At 68.0% G+C, this 16,062-nt stretch carries 17 protein-coding genes; 5 read left to right on the forward strand and 12 right to left on the reverse strand.

Annotated elements, in window-relative coordinates:
- Positions 1 to 6: 6 nt before the first annotated feature.
- Positions 7 to 432, reverse strand: coding sequence for a PACE efflux transporter (locus tag WS64_RS28055; protein WP_059575418.1), 426 nt, complete (start codon positions 430 to 432; stop codon positions 7 to 9).
- A gap of 146 nt (positions 433 to 578) precedes the next feature.
- On the opposite strand from WS64_RS28055, the gene WS64_RS28060 reads away from it, so the two are divergent.
- Positions 579 to 1,523, forward strand: coding sequence for a LysR substrate-binding domain-containing protein (locus WS64_RS28060; protein ID WP_060968377.1), 945 nt, complete (start codon positions 579 to 581; stop codon positions 1,521 to 1,523).
- Here WS64_RS28060 and WS64_RS28065 read toward each other — a convergent pair.
- From WS64_RS28065 to WS64_RS28075, 3 genes are all read right to left on the reverse strand, one after another.
- On the reverse strand, positions 1,510 to 2,664 hold the full coding sequence (locus WS64_RS28065; protein ID WP_060968378.1) for a WD40/YVTN/BNR-like repeat-containing protein: 1,155 nt from the start codon (positions 2,662 to 2,664) through the stop codon (positions 1,510 to 1,512). The genes WS64_RS28060 and WS64_RS28065 overlap by 14 nt on opposite strands.
- A 76-nt stretch (positions 2,665 to 2,740) precedes the next feature.
- On the reverse strand, positions 2,741 to 3,010 hold the full coding sequence (locus WS64_RS28070; protein WP_059643782.1) for a MoaD/ThiS family protein: 270 nt from the start codon (positions 3,008 to 3,010) through the stop codon (positions 2,741 to 2,743).
- A gap of 112 nt (positions 3,011 to 3,122) precedes the next feature.
- A complete protein-coding gene (locus tag WS64_RS28075; protein ID WP_060968379.1) occupies positions 3,123 to 3,812 on the reverse strand; it encodes an aspartyl/asparaginyl beta-hydroxylase domain-containing protein in 690 nt (229 codons plus the stop codon).
- 211 nt (positions 3,813 to 4,023) lie between these two features.
- Between WS64_RS28075 and WS64_RS28080 the strand changes: the two genes are divergently transcribed.
- Together WS64_RS28080 and WS64_RS28085 are read left to right on the forward strand one after the other, a co-directional pair.
- On the forward strand, positions 4,024 to 4,368 hold the full coding sequence (locus WS64_RS28080; RefSeq protein ID WP_060968614.1) for a DUF4148 domain-containing protein: 345 nt from the start codon (positions 4,024 to 4,026) through the stop codon (positions 4,366 to 4,368).
- Positions 4,369 to 4,439: 71 nt separating this feature from the next.
- Positions 4,440 to 4,715 (forward strand): DUF4148 domain-containing protein, encoded by a 276-nt coding sequence (locus WS64_RS28085; protein WP_060968615.1) that lies wholly within the window; start codon positions 4,440 to 4,442, stop codon positions 4,713 to 4,715.
- Positions 4,716 to 4,931: 216 nt separating this feature from the next.
- Here WS64_RS28085 and denD read toward each other — a convergent pair whose 3' ends face one another.
- From denD to WS64_RS28125, 8 genes are all read right to left on the reverse strand, one after another.
- Complete coding sequence (gene denD / locus WS64_RS28090) at positions 4,932 to 5,903, reverse strand: D-erythronate dehydrogenase (protein ID WP_060968380.1); 972 nt, start codon at positions 5,901 to 5,903, stop codon at positions 4,932 to 4,934.
- 28 nt (positions 5,904 to 5,931) lie between these two features.
- On the reverse strand, positions 5,932 to 6,708 hold the full coding sequence (gene otnI / locus WS64_RS28095) for a 2-oxo-tetronate isomerase (protein ID WP_060968381.1): 777 nt from the start codon (positions 6,706 to 6,708) through the stop codon (positions 5,932 to 5,934).
- Positions 6,709 to 6,783: 75 nt separating this feature from the next.
- Complete coding sequence (locus WS64_RS28100) at positions 6,784 to 8,109, reverse strand: MFS transporter (protein WP_059643794.1); 1,326 nt, start codon at positions 8,107 to 8,109, stop codon at positions 6,784 to 6,786.
- Positions 8,110 to 8,231: 122 nt separating this feature from the next.
- Positions 8,232 to 8,873 (reverse strand): 3-oxo-tetronate 4-phosphate decarboxylase, encoded by a 642-nt coding sequence (locus WS64_RS28105; protein ID WP_060968382.1) that lies wholly within the window; start codon positions 8,871 to 8,873, stop codon positions 8,232 to 8,234.
- Positions 8,870 to 10,168 carry a 3-oxo-tetronate kinase gene (gene otnK / locus WS64_RS28110; RefSeq protein WP_060968383.1) on the reverse strand — a complete coding sequence of 433 codons (1,299 nt, stop codon included), beginning with the start codon at positions 10,166 to 10,168 and terminating at the stop codon, positions 8,870 to 8,872. Before otnK ends, WS64_RS28105 begins: the two co-directional genes overlap by 4 nt.
- A gap of 19 nt (positions 10,169 to 10,187) precedes the next feature.
- A complete protein-coding gene (gene ltnD / locus WS64_RS28115) occupies positions 10,188 to 11,078 on the reverse strand; it encodes an L-threonate dehydrogenase (RefSeq protein ID WP_059575397.1) in 891 nt (296 codons plus the stop codon).
- A gap of 70 nt (positions 11,079 to 11,148) precedes the next feature.
- Positions 11,149 to 11,853 (reverse strand): FadR/GntR family transcriptional regulator, encoded by a 705-nt coding sequence (locus tag WS64_RS28120; RefSeq protein WP_059575396.1) that lies wholly within the window; start codon positions 11,851 to 11,853, stop codon positions 11,149 to 11,151.
- Between the two features lie 191 nt (positions 11,854 to 12,044).
- Positions 12,045 to 13,118, reverse strand: coding sequence for a GlxA family transcriptional regulator (locus WS64_RS28125; RefSeq protein ID WP_059643859.1), 1,074 nt, complete (start codon positions 13,116 to 13,118; stop codon positions 12,045 to 12,047).
- Between the two features lie 286 nt (positions 13,119 to 13,404).
- On the opposite strand from WS64_RS28125, the gene WS64_RS28130 reads away from it, so the two are divergent.
- Together WS64_RS28130 and WS64_RS28135 are read left to right on the forward strand one after the other, a co-directional pair.
- Positions 13,405 to 14,790 carry an L-serine ammonia-lyase gene (locus tag WS64_RS28130; protein WP_059643805.1) on the forward strand — a complete coding sequence of 462 codons (1,386 nt, stop codon included), beginning with the start codon at positions 13,405 to 13,407 and terminating at the stop codon, positions 14,788 to 14,790.
- 15 nt (positions 14,791 to 14,805) lie between these two features.
- Positions 14,806 to 16,050: a sarcosine oxidase subunit beta family protein gene (locus WS64_RS28135; RefSeq protein WP_034204196.1), complete on the forward strand. Its 1,245-nt coding sequence runs from the start codon at positions 14,806 to 14,808 to the stop codon at positions 16,048 to 16,050.
- Positions 16,051 to 16,062: the final 12 nt, after the last annotated feature.

The raw sequence follows: 16,062 nt of genomic DNA on the forward strand, positions 1-16,062 counted from the left end.
CCCGGCTTACGACTCCTTCGTCGCCGCCGGCACGTCGAATACCCGATCGAACGCCCACTGGAACACGAACGCGTAGCAGAAGAAGAACGCGAACAGCCCGATATCGACGACGAACGCGTCGAACCACGAGATGTCGAGCCACCACGACACGACGGGCACGAGGATGAAGATCAGCCCGCCCTCGAATCCGGTCGCGTGCAGGATCCGCCGTCCGAGCGTGCGCGCCGGCTGCCGGCGCGACGCTTCCCAGCGCTCGAACAGCGCGTTGAAGATCATGTTCCACAGCATCGCGATCGCCGACATCGTCGCCGACAGCGCGCCGGAATAGACGAGGTCCTGCTTGAAGATCGCCGCGATCGCGGGCGAGATGCAGGAAATGGCGATCGCTTCGTAGAGCACCGCCTGCGTGATCCTGCGCGGTAGGCCTTGCACGGGTTCCTCCGGTTCGAGGTCGACCGTCGCGGCACCATGCCGCGACGCCCCGCAAGGCTAGTCGCGTTGCGCACCCGCTTCAATTCACCTAATCTCACCCCGATTGAATCGAATTCAACCCGGCCGCATCCGGCCCGCGAGGCCCCGTGTTCTCGAAAATTCCCCTGACCGCATTGCGTGTATTCGAATCGTCGGCGCGGCTCGGCACGTTCAAGGCCGCCGCAGACGAGCTGTCCGTGACGCCGGCTGCCGTGTCGCACCAGATCAAGTCGCTCGAGAGCCGCGTCGGCGTGCTGCTGTTCGAGCGCGGCGCAGGCGGCGTGCGGCTGACGGAAGAAGGCGAGCGGCTGTTTCGCGCGAGTCACGATGCGTTGCTGGCATTGAGCCGCGGGCTCGATGCGGTGCGTCCCGATGCGGCCGACGAGCGCCCGCTCGTGCTGACCACCACGCCGGCGTTTGCGGCGATGTGGCTGATTCCGCGTCTCGGCGCGTTTCGACCCGTCGATCCGCACCTGCACATCAAGGTCGAAACGGGGAATGCGCTCGTCGATCTCGAACGCGATGCACGCGTCGATCTCGCGATTCGCGCGACGTCGCGGCAGTTTCCCGCGTTGCACGAGATTGCGCTGATCGACGAATATTTCGGCGCGTATGCGGCCGTCGGGTTCGACGCGCATCGCGCGGACGGGACGCTCGACCTGATCGAAACGGTGTGGGATACGCCGTTGCCCGTGTCGGTCGACTGGGCGTCGTGGTGCCGTGCGGCGGGCCGGGAGGCGTGGCTCGAACGTGCGGTCTTCCGTCATTACGACGACGAGCATTACGCGTTGCAGGCCGTGCTGCACGGGCAGGGGATCGCGCTGCTCAGCTCGGTGCTGGCCGCCGAGCACGTCGAGCGCGGCGCGTTGATGCCGATCGAGCCCGCGGTGCGGCTCGACGGTGCGCGCTTCGTCGCGCTGTGCCGGCCGGGGCGCGAGCGCGAGCCGCAGGTCAGGCGGTTTCTCGACTGGCTCGAAGCGGAAGTCGCACGAACGCGCGACGCGGTGGCGCGGATGGCGCCGGACGAGCACCGCGCCGCTACCCGAACCTGACGCAATACGCCGGCGGCAAATGCGCCGATACCTGTTGCCAGCGCTCGCCGCCATCGGCGGACGTCCATAACCCGCCGGTCGTCGACGCCATCGCGAGGCGCGTGCCGGAATCGTCCACCGCGAGCCCGTGCCGGTACACAAGGTCGTACGCGGGCGCGGCCGGCAACCCGTTCGACAGGCTCTCGAAAGTGCGGCCGCCGTCGCGCGTGCGCGTGACGACGAACCGGCCGTTTACCGGGATCCGGCACGCATCCTTCACGGCCGGTACGAACCACGCGGTATCCGGTTCGTGCGGATGCACGGCCACCGCGAAACCGAAGCTCGACGGTTGCGCCTCGATTCGCCGCCAGTGTTCGCCGCCGTCGGTCGAGCGGAAGATCGCGCAGTGATGCTGCGTCCACAGCACGTCCGGATTGGCCGCGCACTGCACGACGCGGTGCGGGTCCTGCATGTTCGGCTCGCCGCGTCGCTCGGGCGGCATGTAGTCGGCTTCCATGCCTTCCGCGGTCACGCGCCACGTCGCGCCGCCGTCCGCGGTCTGCCAGACGCCGCCGCACGAGATGCCGACGGTGACGTGCCGGCTGTCGCGCGGATCGACCATCACCGAATGGATGCCCGGCGCGTCGTACCCGCCGCCGCCCCATTCGGCGCGTTCGGGGCGATCCCACAGCGGGCGGTTGAGTGCCCACGAATCGCCGTGATCGTCGGAACGGAACAGGCCGCCGGGAATCGTGCCGGCCCACAGCACGCCGGGTTCGTCCGTGCCGCCGGTTTCGAGCGACCAGATTTGCTGAAGCGTCCACGGCGGTTGCGGCTGTGGCGGCCCGGGCGGCTCGTCGTCCATGGCGCCGTTGCCGGCATGCGCATCGGCGCGGGGAGGTGACGCGTCGGCGTGCTGCGGCGGATAAACCGGGACCGCGCATTCCTCCCATTCGGTGGCGCCGGCGCGCAGCCGATGCAACTTCACGCCGAAATGCCCCAGATTGAGCGCCGCATACAGCGTACCGTCGCGCGGGTCGGCGAGCGCCATGCTGACGGGCTCGCCGATGAAATGGGGTTCGCCGAGCGTCCAGCCGCCGTTGCCGTCGGGTTGCAGGACGAACAGGCCCTTGCGGGTGGCGACGAGTAGTCGATCGTTCATGTGCGGTGTCTCCGGATGGTCCGCCTTGGCGCGACGGCGTCTGGTATCAGGGGAGTGCGCCCGTGCATCGCTCCCTTTATCCGCCGGTCAGCGCCTGCACGACATACACGCGGCTGGCGTCGCCGAGCGCATCGGACAGATGCTGCCGGTCGCGGATCGGCTGGCCGTCGATGAACACCGACAGGTGCTTTCGCAGCGCGCCCTGGTCGTCGACGATGTAGCCGCGCAGCCTGGGCTGCTCGCTGAAAACGGTGTCGAATGCTTCGCCGACCGTGCGCGCGTCGATATCGCGCTCGGGCGTTTCGACATGCCGCTGGATCGACGCGGCGAAAAAGAGGTGCGCCATGGCGGTAGCTGGCAGGAGCCGCACGAAGGGACGGCTTGTAGTGTAGGCGATCCGGCGGGCGCCGAAAGGTGGAACGGAGCCGCCGTGCGCGGCGCGCGCGGGGTGGCGGCGGCTAAACCGGAATCGACCGCCCCCTGATCCGGATCCCGAGCCGCACGACGCCGATCACCGCATTCGACAGCCACGTGAGCCAGCGCGGCATCCCGCGTCGGCGGATGTCGAGCAGCAGCACGATCCGCACGGCGTCGCCGTCGTTCCACACCTCGTGCGTGAACGTGTCGTCCCATAGCAGGAAGCGGCCTTCGTCGAGCCGGTATTCGTGCCCGTCGACCTTCAGCACGGCGGCCGGCGTGCCGTCCGCGCGCCGCGGCATCGACAGCACGAGATAACCGCGCAGGATGCCGCGAAACGGCCCGCGATGCGGCGGGATGTGCTTGCCGGGCGCGAGGAACGACAGCGACGCGGACAGTACGTCCGGCGACGCCGCGACGAGCGACGCGACGGTCGGGCAGCGCGACAGGTTGCGCGCAAACGGCTGGCCGTACGCCTGCATGATGAACATCCGCCAGTCGCGCGCATCGTTGGCCGAGATGTCGTACTGCTCGCGCATGATTTCGTGAAAGCGCGGGATGCGCGGCATGTCGCGTGCGACGTCGAGCGCCTCCGCGCGGATCGCGGGCCATGCGCGCACGAAACGCTCGGCATCCGGGAATGCGGCCGCGTCGAGCACCGCGCCGCTGTCGATATGGCGGTCGTACAGCGTGCGCAGCAGGGCGGCTGCATGGTCGTAGGCGGCGGACATGGTCGATCGACGGGTGGCCCGGATGAAGGGGTGATCAGTCTGCCCGAAGCACGGCGGGCATTGCGTTACGTCAGGTTACGCCGGCTGACGAATGAATGACAGTTCGACGAATGTCCGGCAGGCGCGAATGAACAGGCCGGGAATAAACCGCGTTCCTCCGTCGTCATACGCGTGTAGCACGTCGTCTCATTGACTGATGAAGGAGTGGAACATGAACACGCACTGGCTGGTGGCCGCCACGGTGGCGGCGATTTCTCTCGCAGGTGTCGCGACGCAAGCGTCGGCACAGGCGCTCACGCGCGAGCAGGTCCGGCAGGAACTGATCGATGCCGAAAACAACGGGCTGCGCTTCGTGACCGATACGTCGTATCCGGACGTGAGCCCGCTGTTCCGGAATCAGGCCGAGCGGATGCCGCAGCGGCAGGCCAGCACGGCGGTCGGCAGCGATCCTGCCATGTCGTCCGAAGCGGGCAAGCCGGCGGCGACGTCGCCGCGTCGAGGCGCCGCCGCATGCGTCGGCCCCGCGAGCTTCTGCACGATCTATTTCGGAAGTTGATCCGCCCGCCTGCATTCGCAGGCCGCGTCTGTCCCGTGGTTGAGCGCTACGTCATATTGAAGGAGTTAATGATGAAAAACTATATCGCAGTACTGATGATGGTCGGTACGATCGCCGGTCAGTCGGCATTCGCGCAAGCGGCCGCGCCGCTGACGCGTGCGCAGGTTCGGGACGAACTGATGCGTGTCGAAGCGGCCGGGTACGACCCGGCGAAGGGTGACGACGGCGCGTATCCGGCCGATATCCAGGCCGCTCAAGCGAAGCTCGCCGAGCAGGACCGGGCGCGGATGGCGGCGTCCGCCGCACCGGAGGCCGGACCCGGCATGCCGGCGCAGGTCGCCAACTAGGTGCCGACATGTACCCGTATTGCGCGAGGCCGTCGGCATTGCGACAGAGCGAGGCACGCGCGCAGCGTGTCGCGCGGAGACGAATCGTGGGGAGCGGTGGTGCGGCGTCGTCGCGGCGCCGATGCGCGCTTCATGCAGGCGGGCGGGGGGCGACGCGCGTCGTCGCGCGTCGAAAAAACGCCCGGGCCGAGTCGATGGGGCCCGGCGCGCCGCAAATCAGCGCCGTTCGTCCGCGATATGGCTGCGGATCACGTCCGCGAACGACGTGTCGCCCTTCAGCCCGAGCGCTTCCGCGCGCGACGTATCCCAGCGGCCCGGCCAACTGCCGACGATCTTCTCGACGCGTTCGTCGGGCACGTGGCGGATCAGCTTCACGACCTCGTCGCCCGCGACTTCGCGCAGCGCCGCGATCATCTCGTCGACCGATACCGACAGCCCCGGCAGGTTGATCACGCGCTTGCTGCCGAGTTGCGCGCCGTCGATTTCGCATCCGGCGACGAGCGCGTCGATCGCGCCGCGCGGCGACAGCAGCCACAGCCGCGTCGAGCCCGGCACCGGGCACACGCTTTCCTCGCCGTTCAGCGGCTCGCGGATGATGCCGCTCGCGAACGACGACGCGGCCGCGTTCGGGCGGCCGGGCCGTACGCTGATCGTCGGCAGCCGCAGCACGCGGCCGTCGACGAAGCCGCGCCGCGCGTAGTCGCACAGCAGCAGTTCGGCGATCGCCTTCTCGGCGCCGTACGACGATTGCGGATTCAGCGCGGTGTCGTCCTGCACGACGTCGGGTAGCGCGCCGCCGTATACCGCGACGGAGCTCGTGAACACGACGCGCGGCCGGTGGCCGCGTGCGCGGCACACTTCGAGCAGCGTGCGCGACGCGTCGAGATTGATCCGCATGCCGAGATCGAAGTCGGCTTCGGCCTGCCCGCTGACGATCGCCGCGAGGTGGAAGATCGCGCCCGTCTGCGTGTCGATCGCGCTGTCGAGCACCGCGCGATCGGCGATGTCGCCGACGATCGACGTCACGCGCGCGTCGCCGAAATCGCTGCCCTTGACGACGTCGAGCAGCACCAGTTCGTCGATCTTCTCGATACGGCCGTCGGGGCCCGTGAGTTCGCCGCGCTCGAGCAGCTTGCGCGCGAGACGCTGGCCGAGAAAGCCGGCGCCGCCGGTGATCAGTACTTTCATGTTCGTTGCCCTATGTGGAATACGGGAATCACAGGTACGGCTTGATCCAGCCGAGACCTTCGGACGTGCCGGCCTTCGGCCGATACTCGCAGCCGATCCAGCCGTCGTAGCCGAGCGCGTCGATCAGCGCGAACAGATACGGGTAGTTGAGTTCGCCGACATCCGGCTCGTGGCGTTCCGGCACGCCCGCGATCTGGATATGGCCGATGCCCGCGAAATCGCGCTTGAGCTTCATCGCGAGATCGCCTTCGACGATCTGGCAGTGGTAGCAGTCGAACTGCACCTTCAGGTTCGGCGCGCCGACTTCCGCGCGGATCGCCTGCGCGTCGTCCTGGCGGCTCAGGAAATAGCCCGGCATGTCGCGCTGGTTGATCGGCTCGATCAGGATCGTGATGCCGTGGGCGGCCGCGGCCTGCGCCGCATGGCGCAGGTTCGCCAGATAGGTGTCGCGATGGCGCGCGCGGTCGGCGCCCTGCGGCACCATGCCGGCCATCACGTGCAGCTTCTTGTTGCCGATCACGCGCGCATAGTCGAGCGCCCGGTCGATGCCGCGACGGAATTCGTCCTCGCGGCCCGGCAGCGAAGCAATGCCGCGTTCGCCCGCGGCCCAGTCGCCCGGCGGCGCGTTGAACAGCGCCTGTTCGAGGCCGTGCGCGTCGAGGCGCGCGCGGATGTCGTCGGCCGCGAAGTCGTACGGAAACAGATACTCGACGGCCTTGAAGCCGTCGTGGGCGGCAGCGGCGAAGCGTTCGAGGAACGCATGCTCGGTGTACATCATCGAGAGGTTGGCGGCGAAGCGTGGCATGGCAGCGAGTCCTGTGTATGAATGGGGCGGGGCGCCGCGCGCCCCGCGTCGAATGATGAATCGGCCAGCGGCGGATCAGCGGTTCACGAGCTTGGGCGGCGTGAGCCACACGGCGATCGCGCCGATCACGAGCATCGCCGCGAGCACGTACATGCCGGACGCGGTGCTGTGCGTGACGTCCTTCAGGTAGCCGATCACGTACGGGCTCGCGAACCCGGCGAGGTTGCCGACCGAGTTGATGATCGCGATCCCGGCCGCGGCCGCGGAGCCCGCGAGGAATGCGGTCGGCAGCGACCAGAACAGCGGCGCGCAGGTCAGCACGCCGCCCGCCGCGAGCGACAGGAACACGATCGACACCGCCGTATTGTGCGAGTACGACGCGGCGACCGCAAACCCGATCGCGCCCATCAGCGCCGGCACGATCAGGTGCCAGCGGCGTTCGCGGCGCTTGTCCGCGCTGTGGCCGAAGACGTTCATCACGACGATCGCGACGACGAACGGAATCGCCGACAGCAGGCCGATCTGCAGCGTGTCGGTGATGCCGGTCGATTTCACGAGCGTCGGCATCCAGAACGTGAGCCCGTACTGGCCGGTGACGAACGCGAAGTAGATCAGCGACATCCACCACATGCGCGGGTCCGAGAACACGGCCTTCAGCGAATGGCCGTGCTGCTGCTGTTCCTGCGGCTGCGCGGCGATTTCGTCTTCGAGCAATTGCTTCTCGCGCTCGTCGAGCCACTTCGCGCCGCGGATGCTGTTGTCGAGATACAGGATCGTCGCGATGCCGACGAGCACGGCCGGCACGGCTTCGATCATGAACATCCATTGCCAGCCGTGGAAGCCCGAGCCGCCGTGGAAGCGCTCCATGATCCAGCCCGACAGCGGGTTGCCGAAGATGCCCGACACCGGAATCGCGGACATGAACACCGCGATGATCTTCGCGCGGCGATGCGACGGGAACCAGTAGGTGAGGTACAGGATCACGCCCGGATAGAAGCCGGCTTCCGCGAGGCCGAGCAGGAAGCGCAGCACGTAGAACTGCGTCGGCGTCTTCACGAACGCGAACAGCGCGGACAGCAGGCCCCACGTGATCATGATCCGCGCGATCCAGATGCGCGCGCCAATGCGGTGCATCAGCAGGTTGCTTGGCAGTTCGAATAGAAAGTAGCCAAGAAAGAAAATCCCCGCGCCGAGCCCGAACACGGTTTCGCTGAACGCGAGATCCTGCGACATCTGCAGCTTGGCGAAGCCGACGTTCACGCGGTCGAGATACGCGACCACGTAGCAGAGCATCAGGAACGGCACGATGCGCCAGAACACTTTCTTGTAGGTGCGGTCGAGTTCGCCCGATTGGGCGGCCGCGGCGGGCGAGCGGCTTGCGGCCGCGTCGAGAGCAGTCATCGTCGTCTCCTGGACTATTGTGTGCCGGCGGCGCGTACGCCGCCGGATCGTGTGTGTGCTGACGGAAGGGCCCGCGCACACGGCGGGCATGGGAAGCAGTGCGTGATCCGTGCGGCGGCGCGTTACCAGCGCGCGCCGAAGGTCTCGCGCAGTTCGTCGAGCGCGGCGTCGGACAGCGGCTCGGGTTTCGGTTGCGTCATCAGCCACAGCCGCGCCGTTTCCTCCAGCTCCTCGAGCGCATACGACGCGTGCGACACCGACGGCCCCCACATCACCGGGCCGAGACGGTCGAGCAGCACGCCGCGCACCCGGTCGGCCAGCGCCGCGACTTCGGCCGCGACGGCCGGATCGCCGGGGCGGCGGTAACGGATCAGCGGAATGTGGCCGACCTTCATCACGTAGTACGGCGTGATCGGCGGCAGCACGTCGGTGTCGCGCCACACGCCCGCGAGCGTCAACGCGACGAGATGCGTCGAATGCGTGTGGACGACGCCATGCGCCTCCGCGTTGCGCGCATAGATGCCGCGATGCAGCGCGAGCGTCTTCGACGGCTTGCCGCCCGATACGGGCTGACCGTCGGTGCCTACCTTCGCGATGTCGTTCGGGTCGAGCCGCCCGAGGCACGCGTCGGTCGGCGTGATCAGCCAGCCGTCATCCAGACGCGCGCTGATGTTGCCGGCGCTGCCGACCGCATGGCCGCGCGCATACAGGCTCGCGCCGATCACGCAGATATCTTCGCGCAGTTTTGCTTCGTCGCTCATCATGCGGCTCCGTCGAGCGCGCGCAGCGCCTTGTCGAAAAAGTCCGTGGTGCCGAAATTGCCGGATTTCAGCGCGAGGCCGAGCCGCGGCGCATCGATGGTGGCGGTGGCCGGCACGCCCGGATCGATCTGCGCGCCGATCTGCAGCGACTTCACGTCGAGCGCCTGCACGACCGCGCCGGACGTCTCGCCGCCGGCGACGACGAACTTGCGCACGCCGAGTTCGCGCAGCCCGCGCGCGATCGCCGCGAGCGTGCTTTCGACGAGATGGCCGGCAGCTTCGACGCCGAGCGTTTGCTGCACGGCCTTCACTTCGTCGGGCGTCGCGGTCGCGTAGATCAGCACGGGCCGCGGCAGGTGCGAGCGTGCAAAGGCGAGCGCCTGGTCGACGACGGGTTCGCCGCGCGATGCCTCGAGCGGATCGATGCGGAAGCTCGGCCGCGTCGCGTGCCATGCGGCGACCTGCGCGTTGGTGGCTTTCGATGCGCTGCCGGCGAGTACGGCCGACGGGCCTTCGATGCGCGGCAGCGACGCCGCGTTGTCGCGCTCGGGCAATTGCTCCGCGCGGCGGAAATTCGCGGGCAGGCCGAGCGCGATGCCCGAGCCGCCGGTGACGAGCGGCAGGCCCGCGCACGCTTCGCCGAGCACGTAGAGATCGCGGTCCGACAGCGCGTCGGCGATCGCGAAACGCGCGCCTTCCGCGCGCAACTGGTCGATCCGCGCGCGCACGGCGGCCGCGCCGAGCGCGATCGTGTCGTAGCGGATCAGGCCGACCGCGGACTGCGTCTGCCGTTGCAGCACGCGCACGAGGTTCGCGTCCGTCATCGGCGTGAGCGGATGATTTTCCATCCCCGATTCGTTCAGCAGCACGTCGCCGACGAACAGGTGGCCGCGATAGATCGTGCGGCCGTTCTCCGGGAACGCCGGGCACGCGATCGTGAAGTCGCCGTCGGCCGCATCGAGCAGCGCGTCGGCCACCGGCCCGATGTTGCCCGCGTCGGTCGAATCGAACGTCGAGCAGTACTTGAAGAAGAACTGGCGGCACCCTTGCGCGCGCAACCATTCGTACGCGGCGAGCGATTGCGCGACGGCGTCGGCGGCGGGGATCGTGCGCGACTTCAGCGCGACGACGATCGCGTCGGCGTCGACGATCGTGTCGGCGGCGGCGCCGTCAGCGGGCACGCCGATCGTCTGCACGGTGCGCATGCCGCTCTTGACGAGCATGTTCGCGAGATCGGTCGCGCCGGTGAAATCGTCGGCGATGCAGCCGAGCAGGGGACGGGAAGCGGAAGCGGTCATGGCAGGCACGTCGTTCGAATCAGCGGGCGGGCGGCAGCGTGATGCCGGGGAAAGTCTTGATCACGGCGGAATCGTCCTCGCCGCCGTGGCCGGCGCTCGATGCGCTCATGAACATCTGGTGCGCGGTGGCCGACAGCGGCAGCGGGAATTTGCTGCGGCGCGCGGTGTCGAGCACGAGGCCGAGATCCTTCACGAAGATGTCGACGGCCGACAGCGGCGTGTAGTCGCCGTTCAGGATGTGCGGCACCCGGTTCTCGAACATCCACGAATTGCCGGCGCTGTGCGTGATCACGTCGTACAGCGCGTCGGCATCGACGCCTTCGCGCAGGCCCAGCGCCATCGCCTCGGCGGCGGCCGCGATATGCACGCCGGCCAGCAACTGGTTGATGATCTTCACTTTCGAGCCGATGCCGTGCGCATCGCCGAGGCGGTACACCTTGCCGGCGATCGCGGCGAGCACGTCCTCGCAGCCCGCATACGCGGCGGCCGGGCCCGACGTCATCATCGTCATTTCGCCGGAGGCCGCGCGCGCGGCGCCGCCGGACACCGGCGCGTCGAGCATCTGCAGGCCGGCGGCCTCGATGCGTGCGCCGAGCGCGACCGCGAATTCGGGCGCGACGGTCGCGCTCGCGATCACGACGCCGCCCGGCTTCATCGCCGCGACCGCGCCGTGTTCGCCGAACAGCACCGTTTCCGTTTGCGCGGCATTGACGACGAGCGTGACGACGACGTCGCACCGCGCACCCAGTTCGGCCGGCGTCGCGCACGCGATGCCGCCTTCGGCGGCGAACGCCTGCAGCACGGTGTCGCGCACGTCGCATGCGTGCACGCGCAGGCCGGCGCGCAACAGCGAGCGGGCGACGCCGAGGCCCATCGCGCCGAGGCCGATGACTCCAACATTTCGTGACATGGTCAACCTTGATCGATTCGGGAGAGGTTCATGACGGCGGCGCCGCCCGGAAAGGCCGCGGCCGCCGGCTTCAGCAGATGCCGGCTTCCGCGAGACGGCGAGCCGCGTTGTACATGTGCGTGCGCGCCGCGTTGCGGGCGGCCATCGGGTCGCGCGCGCGGATCGCGTCGGCGATCGCCGCGTGTTCGTCGCGCACCTGGCGCGAGAAGTCCTCGCGCGTCGCTTCGTTGCTGCGCGTGACCTTCACGCCGGCTTCGAGATACTGGTTCAGGAACTGCAGCGTCTTCAGGAAATACGGATTGCCGGTGACGGCCGCGATCGTGCGGTGGAACGCGACGTCTTCCGCGACGCCGTCGCGCCCTTCGGCCACCGCTTCGTCGATCTTGCGCAGCGCGTCGTCGATGTCGGCCATGTCGTCGTCGGTGTGGTGCAGCGCGGCTTCGGCGGCGACTTCGGCCTCGATCGCGCGGCGCACCGCGAGCAGGTGCGGCAGCGAGCTTGCCTCGACGGCTTCCGCGTAGTCGATCCGCAGCGGCCGGATCGCGCCGTGCTGGTTCACGAACACGCCGCTGCCCTGGCGCGGCTCGACCACGCCTTCGTTCTTCAGCCGCGAGATCGCCTCGCGGATCACGGTGCGGCTCACGCCGAATTCCTGTGCGAGCACGGCCTCGGTCGGCAGCTTGCCGGTGGCCGAGAAGCTGCCCACTTCGATCTGCTTGAGCAGTTGCTGCGCGACATGGTCGCTCATCGCGCGGGCCGGAATTTTCTCGAACATGATGCTCTGGTTTGTAAGGTGATGTGGTCATCATACAAATTTGAGCGAACATCAGCATCCGGGATAACCCGCGCTTTGCAGCGAGTAACGTCGCCTAAATTGATTGGAACCGGTTCCAAATCGCGCCTAAACCGATGCGAACGTGCGAGGTTCCGCAATCGGTCAGGAAAGGGCGCGCACCCTTGGAGCGGTCAGTCGGCGATGTCCTCGACCGGGTCGGCCGACGCATCGGGCATCGCGGCCACTTCGGCCACGTCGCCGCCGCGCTCGCGATAGGTCGCCGGCGGCACGCCGAACTGCTTGCGGAATTCGCGCCCGAGGTGCGACGCATCGGCGAATCCGCAGCTCGATGCGATATCGGCGACGGTGCGGTCCGAGCTCGTCAGCAGCCACGCGGCCGTGCGCAGCCGTACCTGCTTCGCGAAGGCCTGCGGGCTCTTGCCGGTCTCGGCCTTGAACAGCCGCTCGAGCTGCCGCGTCGACAGGTCGAGCTTGCACGCGAGTTCCTCGAGCGGCAGCGCGCGCCCGACGTGCTGTTCCATCAGAAGAATCGCGCGCTTGACCTTCGGGTGTGTCGCCGGCTCGAGGCCCGGCGGATGCGGTTGCGGCGCATTGCCTTTCTGCATCTCGCCCACGAGCAGGATGCGCAGCGCCTTCTGCACGGTCGCGTGATCGAAATGGCGCAGCAGGATCGCGGCGGCGACGTCGATCGACGCGCGGCCGCCCGAGCACGTGATCCGGCGCCGGTCGATCACGAACAGGCGGTCGGCGATCAGCAGGTCGGGATCGGCGGACGGGAAGCGTTCGATGAAATCCCAGTAATGGAACCAGCTCACGCAGGTGCGGTAGCCGTCGAGCACGCCGGCGCGCATCAGCGCGAACACGCCCGTGCAGATGCCGACGACCGTCGCGCCGCCCGTCGCCGCGCGGCGGATGAAGTCGAGCGTTTCAGGGCCGGCCTGCGGCCCCGAATGCAGCAAGCCGCCGACCACCACTACGTAGTCGAACGGCTCGGCCGCGTCGAACGTCTCCCACGGCGTGATCTGGATCCCGCAGCTCGCGCGCACCGGCGCGAGCGTCTCGCCGATCACGCTCCATGCGCAGCGCACGGGCTTGCTGTAGTCGCCGTCGTCGGCCGACAGCCGCAGCATGTCGACGAAGCCGGAGAAGGCCGTCAGCGTGAAGTTCGGCAGCAGCACGATGCCGAAGCGGATGCGCCGCGGCGCGGGTTCTGCGAGGGGGGAAGCGGGTACGTCGGGGGTCATCGCGGCCAATCTCGTCACGCCGGGCAGGCGGTCTCACTCGTTTCAGTCTGTTTGCGGGTTGCGGCTGCCGGAGGCGGCGCGGATGCAGCCAGCGTCGCCGATCGGCCGCGGCCGGACTTGTGGTTTTCCGTCGCGAACCATCGCCAAAACGCACTTTCCGGGCGGCCGGCGCGCCGCTTGGCGGCGCCATCCCACGCCGATGCCGTTTTTGTTCTATCGGCCGATTTTACGCTTTGATGTACTGGGGCCCAACGACATTTCACGCATGCAACCCAAAGGAAGCCAGATGAACGTCAGCGCGTTCGACTTGTTCAAGATCGGCATCGGCCCGTCCAGTTCGCATACGGTCGGCCCGATGATCGCCGCGTGCCGCTTCGCGTCGCACGTCGAGGACGCGAACCTGCTCGGCTTCGTGCGCCGCGTGCGGGTCGAGCTGTACGGCTCGCTCGGCGCGACGGGCAAGGGCCACGGCACCGACAAGGCCGTGCTGCTCGGCCTCGAGGGCCACCTGCCCGACACGATCGATCCGGACCTGATCGAGCCGCGGCTCGCCGCGATCCGCGCGGAGAAGTCGCTGTCGCTGCTCGGCAAGCAGACGGTGCGCTTCGACGAGAAGGAACACATCGGCTTCTATCGCAAGCTGATGAGCGGCACGACCATCGTGCATCCGAACGGGATGCGCTTCCAGGCATTCGACGAGCACGGCCAGCTGCTCGTCGAGAAGGAGTATTACTCGGTCGGCGGCGGCTTCGTCGTGAACCGCGACGGCGACCGCGTGAACGGCGTGCGCGCGGCCGTCGAAGTGCCGTATCCGTTCCGCACCGGCGACGACCTGATGCGCCAGTGCCGCGAACACGGGCTGTCGATCGCCGAGCTGATGCTGCGCAACGAATGCGCGCTGCGCCCTGCCGACGAAGTGCGCGCCGGGCTGCTCGCGATCTGGCGCACGATGGCTGCTTGCGTCGAACGCGGCTGCAAGGTCGAGGGCGACCTGCCGGGCCCGATGCGCGTGAAGCGCCGCGCGGCCGAACTGTACGGCCGCCTGCGCGCGCGTTCGGAAGAGTCGCTGCGCGACCCGCTGTCGATGCTCGACTGGGTCAACCTGTATGCGATGGCCGTCAACGAAGAGAACGCGGCCGGCGGCCGGGTCGTCACCGCGCCGACCAACGGCGCGGCCGGCGTGATCCCCGCGGTGCTGCACTACTACGTGAAGTTCGTGCCAGGCTCGAACGAAGCCGGCATCGTCGAATTCCTGCTGACGGCCGCGGCGATCGGCATCATCTACAAGGAAACCGCGTCGATCTCCGGCGCGGAAGTCGGCTGCCAGGGCGAAGTGGGCGTCGCGTGCTCGATGGCCGCGGCCGCGCTCGCCGCCGTGATGGGCGGCACGCCGGACCAGGTCGAGAACGCGGCCGAGATCGGCATGGAGCACAACCTCGGGATGACCTGCGACCCCGTGGGCGGGCTCGTGCAGATCCCGTGCATCGAGCGCAACGCGATGGGCGCGATCAAGGCGCTGAACGCGTCGCGCATGGCGCTCAAGGGTAACGGCCAGCACTACGTGTCGCTCGATTCGGTCATCAAGACGATGCGCGAGACGGGTGCCGACATGAAGACGAAATACAAGGAAACGTCGCGCGGCGGTCTTGCCGTGAACGTCATCGAATGCTAACGAAGGATCACTAACATGAGCCGCTACTCGATATTCAGCCTGTTCCGCAACGGCCTCTCGTATCACGAGAACTGGGAAAAGCAGTGGAAGAGCCCGGAGCCGAAGAAGGAATACGACGTCGTGATCGTCGGCGGCGGCGGCCACGGCCTCGCGACCGCCTACTACCTCGCGAAGGAGCACGGCATCACCAACGTCGCGATCCTCGAGAAGGGCTGGATCGGCGGCGGCAACACCGCGCGCAACACGACGATCGTGCGCTCGAACTATCTGTGGGACGAGTCGGCCGCGCTGTACGAAAAGGCGATGAAGCTGTGGGAAGGGCTGTCGCAGGATCTGAACTACAACGTGATGTTCAGCCAGCGCGGCGTGATGAACCTGGCCCACACGCTGCAGGACGTGCGCGACACCGAGCGCCGCGTGAACGCGAACCGGCTGAACGGCGTCGACGCCGAATTCCTGACGCCCGCGCAAATCAAGGAAATCGAGCCGACGATCAACCTGAACAGCCGCTACCCGGTGCTCGGCGCATCGATCCAGCGCCGTGCGGGCGTCGCACGCCACGACGCGGTGGCCTGGGGCTTCGCGCGCGGCGCGGACCGCGCGGGCGTCGACATCATCCAGAACTGCCAGGTGACGGGCATTCGCCGCGAAGGCGGCGCGGTGGTCGGCGTCGATACGGTGAAGGGTTTCATCAAGGCGAAGAAGGTCGCGGTGGTCGCGGCCGGCAACACGACGACGCTCGCCGACATGGCCGGCATCCGCCTGCCGATCGAAAGCCACCCGCTGCAGGCGCTCGTGTCCGAGCCGATCAAGCCGGTGGTCAACTCGGTGATCATGTCGAACGCGGTGCACGCATACATCAGCCAGTCCGACAAGGGCGACCTCGTGATCGGCGCGGGTATCGACCAGTACACGGGCTTCGGCCAGCGCGGCAGCTTCCACATCATCGAAAGCACGCTGCAGGCGATCATCGAGATGTTCCCGGTGTTCTCGCGCGTGCGGATGAACCGCCAGTGGGGCGGCATCGTCGACGTGTCGCCGGACGCGTGCCCGATCATCACCAAGACCGACGTGAAGGGCCTCTATTTCAACTGCGGCTGGGGCACCGGCGGTTTCAAGGCGACGCCGGGCTCGGGCTGGGTGTTCGCGCACACGATCGCCCGCGACGAACCGCATCCGCTGAACGCGCCGTTCGCGCTCGACCGCTTCTATACGGGCCACCTGATCGACGAGCACGGCGCAGCCGCCGTCGCGCACTAACCACCGCACTGA

Source organism: Burkholderia anthina, from assembly GCF_001547525.1.
GTDB classification, from domain to species: Bacteria; Pseudomonadota; Gammaproteobacteria; order Burkholderiales; family Burkholderiaceae; genus Burkholderia; species Burkholderia semiarida.